Consider the following 4,235-nt stretch of genomic DNA (forward strand, 5'->3'; position numbering starts at 1 on the left):
CCTGGATCATCCTGATCCCGGGATACCGCATCTCGACACAAGACGGCAAGGCCCCGCCTCTCGAAAGAAACGGGGCCTTGCCGGACCTGAATGAATCAGTCGAAAACCGATTACATATTGTCGATCATCACCTGGCCGAAGCCTGAGCACGACACTTGGGTCGCGCCTTCCAGCAGGCGGGCGAAGTCATAGGTGACCTTCTTGGACAGGATGGATTTTTCCATGCTGCTGATGATCAGGTCGGCGGCCTCGGTCCAGCCCATGTGACGCAGCATCATTTCGGCGGACAGGATTTCCGAACCCGGATTGACGTAGTCCTTGCCCGCGTATTTTGGCGCGGTGCCGTGGGTGGCCTCGAACATGGCCACGGAATCCGACAGATTGGCACCCGGGGCGATGCCGATCCCACCAACCTGGGCCGCCAGAGCGTCGGAAATGTAATCGCCATTCAGGTTCAGCGTGGCGATGACGTCGTATTCGGCCGGGCGCAGCAGGATCTGCTGCAGGAAGGCGTCGGCGATGACGTCCTTGACCACGATGTCGCGGCCGGTCTTGGGGTTCTTGAACTTGCACCACGGACCGCCGTCCACCAGCTGGGCGCCGAATTCCTTCTGGGCCAGGGCATAGCCCCAGTCGCGGAAGCCGCCTTCGGTGAATTTCATGATGTTGCCCTTGTGCACCAGCGTGACGCTCGCGCGGTCATTGTCGATGGCGTACTGGATGGCCTTGCGGACCAGGCGTTCCGTGCCCTCGCGCGATACGGGCTTGACGCCGATGCCGGACGTGCCCGGGAAGCGGATTTTCGTGACGCCCAGCTTGTCCTGCAGAAATTCGATCAGCTGACGGGCCTTGTCGGACTCGGCTTCGAATTCGATGCCGGCGTAGATGTCTTCGGAGTTTTCGCGGAAGATGACCATGTCGGTCTTTTCCGGTTCGCGCACGGGCGAAGGCACGCCCTTGAAGTAGCGCACCGGGCGCAGGCAAACGTACAGGTCCAGTTCCTGGCGCAAGGCCACATTCAGGGAACGGATGCCACCGCCCACCGGGGTGGTCAGCGGCCCCTTGATGGACACGACGTAGTCGCGCACGGCTTCCAGGGTTTCTTCGGGCAGCCAGACGTCCGGGCCGTAGATCTTGGTGGATTTTTCGCCGGCGTAGACTTCCATCCAGTGGATCTTGCGCTTGCCGCCATAGGCTTTGGCGACTGCGGCGTCCACGACCTTCAGCATCACCGGAGTGATGTCCTGGCCCGTGCCGTCTCCTTCGATATAGGGGACGATGGGCTCGTCAGGGATGTTCAGGGAAAAATCGGCGTTGACCGTGATCTTCTGCCCGCCGGCCGGGACCTTGATATGCTGATAGGACATGGGTGCTCCAGTGTTGCTGTGTTTGTTGTGCAAGAGAAAGGGAAGCAGTCTTATATAAGAGTTTAGCGTAAACTGGCCTTCAGCAGGCAGTATGGCATCCCTATTCTAACGGGACATATCCCGGAAATACCCGAACCGCCCGGGTAAAATAGCGTTCCTGGCCCGTCTTCCCATCCCCGCATGTTCAACCCCTCCAAAGCACAGGTTCGCGCGTTCTTCACCGACGCCTGGCGCAAACGCCGTGAAGGCGGCGTGCTGACGCCACTGGAAACCATGGCCGCCGACCTGGTCGAGCGCCACCCCGAATACCACGACGACCTGCAGGCGCCGGACGCTGCCGAACGCGACTACACCGTCGAAGCCGGCCGCACCAACCCTTTTCTGCACCTGTCGATGCACCTGGCGATCCAGGAACAACTGTCGATCGACCACCCCCCCGGCATCCGTGCGGCCTGGAACGCATTGCTGCAGCAGGTCCGTGACGAGCACGAAGCCGCCCACATCATCATGGAAGCACTGGGCGAGGTCGTCTGGGAAGCCCAGCGGCTGGGCAAGCCGCTGGACAACGAGCACTATCTGGATCTGATCCGGCGGCACGCCACGCACGACCGCTGACCGGCGGCCACTGATATCGCCCCGGCGCATGCGCCGGACGCCACGCCCCCAACGAACAGCAAAACGCCCGCCGGACGAGGCCGAGCGGGCGCTTCCCCGATGAGCCGAGCGCGCTATTTGCGCACGGCCAGCGACGAAGGCTGAACGGCCAGCCAGGCAGCGATGTTCTCGATGTCGGCTGCGGACAGCTGCGCCGCCATCGCGCCCATGATGGCGTTCTTGCGCACATTGGCCGAGGCCGGCGCCCCTGCCTGACCACGCTGATAGGCAGTCAGGGCATGAGCCAGGTAGTCCTGATGCTGGCCGGCCAGAATCGGATAGTCAGGCTGCAACGGGGTCTTGGCATCGGCCCCGTGGCAGGACGCGCAGGTATATTTTTCAAAGGCGGCCTTGCCAGCCTGCAGGTCGGCGGCATGTGCGCCGGTGGCTGTCAGCCCAAGACCCAGCAAGGCAATCCACAATGTACGCATGATGGTCTTCCCCCGGATCATTTGAGACTGGAGTAATAGGCTGCGACATCGGCCATGTCCTGTTCGGACAAGGACCGGGCAATGGCGTCCATGGTCGGAAAGGAACGCGCCCCGTTGGCGTATTCCTTCAGCGCGGCAACAATGTAGGGCGCGCCCTGACCGGCGATCATGGGGACGTGGTACAACTCCGGATAGGCTGCCTTGTAGCCCGGGATTCCATGGCAACCGATGCACATGGACACCTTCTGGGCACCGGCCTGGGCATCGCCCTGGACGGCAGGAGGATCGGCCGCCAGTGCCGGCCCGGCCAGCAGACAGGACATCGTCAGCACGACGGCGCCCAAACCACGATCAAGCATTGCTCGCGACTTCATATGGCCTCTTGTCTCTCTGATTTATATTGATTGTGTCGGCATCGGCCAGCCTCCTGCCAGGCCGATGAGGCAAGTCGATTGTACGATAATTGCCCCGATACAAACAGACATCAAAATTTTAAACCTATAGCATTTGATCCCCGTACTCCACTCTTGAATCCATGACCCGCACGCCTGTTTCCGCATCGCACGACCGTTTCGACGGTACTGACCGTTATGTCGCCACTGAATCCCTGAAGGCCGCCGTCAATGCCGCCCTGACGCTGCAGCGCCCATTGCTGGTCAAGGGGGAACCAGGCACCGGCAAGACCCTGCTGGCCGAAGAGGTCGCACGCGCGCTGGATCGCCCCCTGCTGCAATGGCACATCAAATCCACGACCAAGGCGCAGCAGGGCCTGTACGAATACGATGCCGTCTCGCGCCTGCGTGATTCCCAGCTGGGCGAGGCCGCCGTGCACGACATCCGCAACTACATTGTGCGTGGTGTGCTATGGCAGGCATTCGAATCGGAACAGCCCAGCGTGGTGCTGATCGACGAAATCGACAAGGCCGACATCGAATTCCCCAACGACCTGCTGCGCGAACTGGATCGGATGGAATTCCACGTCTATGAAACTCGCCAGACCATCCAGGCGCGCCACAAGCCCCTGATCATCATCACGTCGAACAATGAAAAAGACCTGCCCGACGCGTTCCTGCGGCGCTGCTTCTTTCACTACATCGAATTCCCCGACCGCGAAACCCTGAGCGACATCGTCGCCGTCCATTTCCCCGATCTGCGCGCCGACGTCCTGGGCGCGGCGCTGGACGCGTTTTTCCGCCTGCGCGATGTCCCGGGGCTGAAAAAACGCCCCTCGACCTCTGAATTCCTGGACTGGCTGCACCTGCTGCTGGCCGAATCCGTGCCTCCTGACAGTCTGGCGCGCGGCGACATGCCGCCACTGGCCGGAGCCCTGCTGAAAAACGAACAGGACCTGAACCTGCTGCAGCGGCTGGCCACCCTGGCACAGCGCGGCATCCGCTGAGCGCTTGGCGACGCGACCGCTTTTTCCCAAAACGGATCAAACCATGAACGCACCCGTCTTCACACAAGCGCCCCGCCCCACCACCCTGGAAGGCCATGGCGTGCGCCTGGTCCCGCTGTCCCCCGAACACGCCACCGGCCTGCGGGCTGCCGCCGCAGACGGCGAACTCTGGAACCTGCGCGTCACCTCGGTGCCCGAACCAGACCAGACCGGGGCCTACATCGACCAGGCCCTGCAAGGCCAGGACGATGGCCACATGCTGCCCTTCGCCGTCCTTGACGCCGGCGATGGCGCAGTGCTGGGCACCACGCGTTACCACGATATCGTGCCGTCGATCGCCCGGCTGGAGATCGGCTACACCTGGTACGCCAGGTCCCGCCAGCG

6 protein-coding genes are annotated in these 4,235 nt (G+C 62.3%); 3 read left to right on the forward strand and 3 right to left on the reverse strand.

Annotated elements, in window-relative coordinates; translation table 11 throughout:
* Window positions 1–110: 110 nt before the first annotated feature.
* On the reverse strand, window positions 111–1,367 hold the full coding sequence (icd, locus tag RBR29_RS10790; RefSeq protein WP_320349210.1) for an NADP-dependent isocitrate dehydrogenase: 1,257 nt from the start codon (window positions 1,365–1,367) through the stop codon (window positions 111–113).
* 180 nt (window positions 1,368–1,547) lie between these two features.
* Here icd and RBR29_RS10795 point away from each other — a divergent pair, with 180 nt between their 5' ends.
* A complete protein-coding gene (locus tag RBR29_RS10795; protein WP_320349211.1) occupies window positions 1,548–1,982 on the forward strand; it encodes a DUF1841 family protein in 435 nt (144 codons plus the stop codon).
* A 113-nt stretch (window positions 1,983–2,095) separates the two neighbouring features.
* Here the strand turns inward: RBR29_RS10795 and RBR29_RS10800 are convergent, their stop codons facing one another.
* Together RBR29_RS10800 and RBR29_RS10805 are read right to left on the reverse strand one after the other, a co-directional pair.
* Entirely contained in the window at window positions 2,096–2,452 is a 357-nt protein-coding gene (locus RBR29_RS10800; RefSeq protein WP_320349212.1) for a c-type cytochrome, read from the reverse strand.
* A 17-nt stretch (window positions 2,453–2,469) separates the two neighbouring features.
* Window positions 2,470–2,826: a cytochrome c gene (locus tag RBR29_RS10805; protein ID WP_320349213.1), complete on the reverse strand. Its 357-nt coding sequence runs from the start codon at window positions 2,824–2,826 to the stop codon at window positions 2,470–2,472.
* 161 nt (window positions 2,827–2,987) lie between these two features.
* Between RBR29_RS10805 and RBR29_RS10810 the strand changes: the two genes are divergently transcribed.
* Both RBR29_RS10810 and RBR29_RS10815 read left to right on the forward strand, forming a co-directional pair.
* Window positions 2,988–3,851: a MoxR family ATPase gene (locus RBR29_RS10810; protein ID WP_320349215.1), complete on the forward strand. Its 864-nt coding sequence runs from the start codon at window positions 2,988–2,990 to the stop codon at window positions 3,849–3,851.
* Between the two features lie 43 nt (window positions 3,852–3,894).
* Window positions 3,895–4,235 (forward strand): GNAT family N-acetyltransferase (locus RBR29_RS10815; RefSeq protein WP_320349216.1); only part of this gene is annotated, 341 nt, incomplete at its 3' end.

The sequence above is a fragment of the Castellaniella sp. genome (assembly GCF_034007085.1).
In the GTDB taxonomy this organism is placed as follows: Bacteria; Pseudomonadota; Gammaproteobacteria; order Burkholderiales; family Burkholderiaceae_B; genus Castellaniella.

Bases quoted from the DNA above. Each gene is read 5' to 3' on its own strand.
- icd (WP_320349210.1), bottom strand. From the start codon at position 1,367: ATGTCCTATCAGCATATCAAGGTCCCGGCCGGCGGGCAGAAGATCACG.
- RBR29_RS10795 (WP_320349211.1), top strand. From the start codon at position 1,548: ATGTTCAACCCCTCCAAAGCACAGGTTCGCGCGTTCTTCACCGACGCC.
- RBR29_RS10800 (WP_320349212.1), bottom strand. From the start codon at position 2,452: ATGCGTACATTGTGGATTGCCTTGCTGGGTCTTGGGCTGACAGCCACC.
- RBR29_RS10805 (WP_320349213.1), bottom strand. From the start codon at position 2,826: ATGAAGTCGCGAGCAATGCTTGATCGTGGTTTGGGCGCCGTCGTGCTG.
- RBR29_RS10810 (WP_320349215.1), top strand. From the start codon at position 2,988: ATGACCCGCACGCCTGTTTCCGCATCGCACGACCGTTTCGACGGTACT.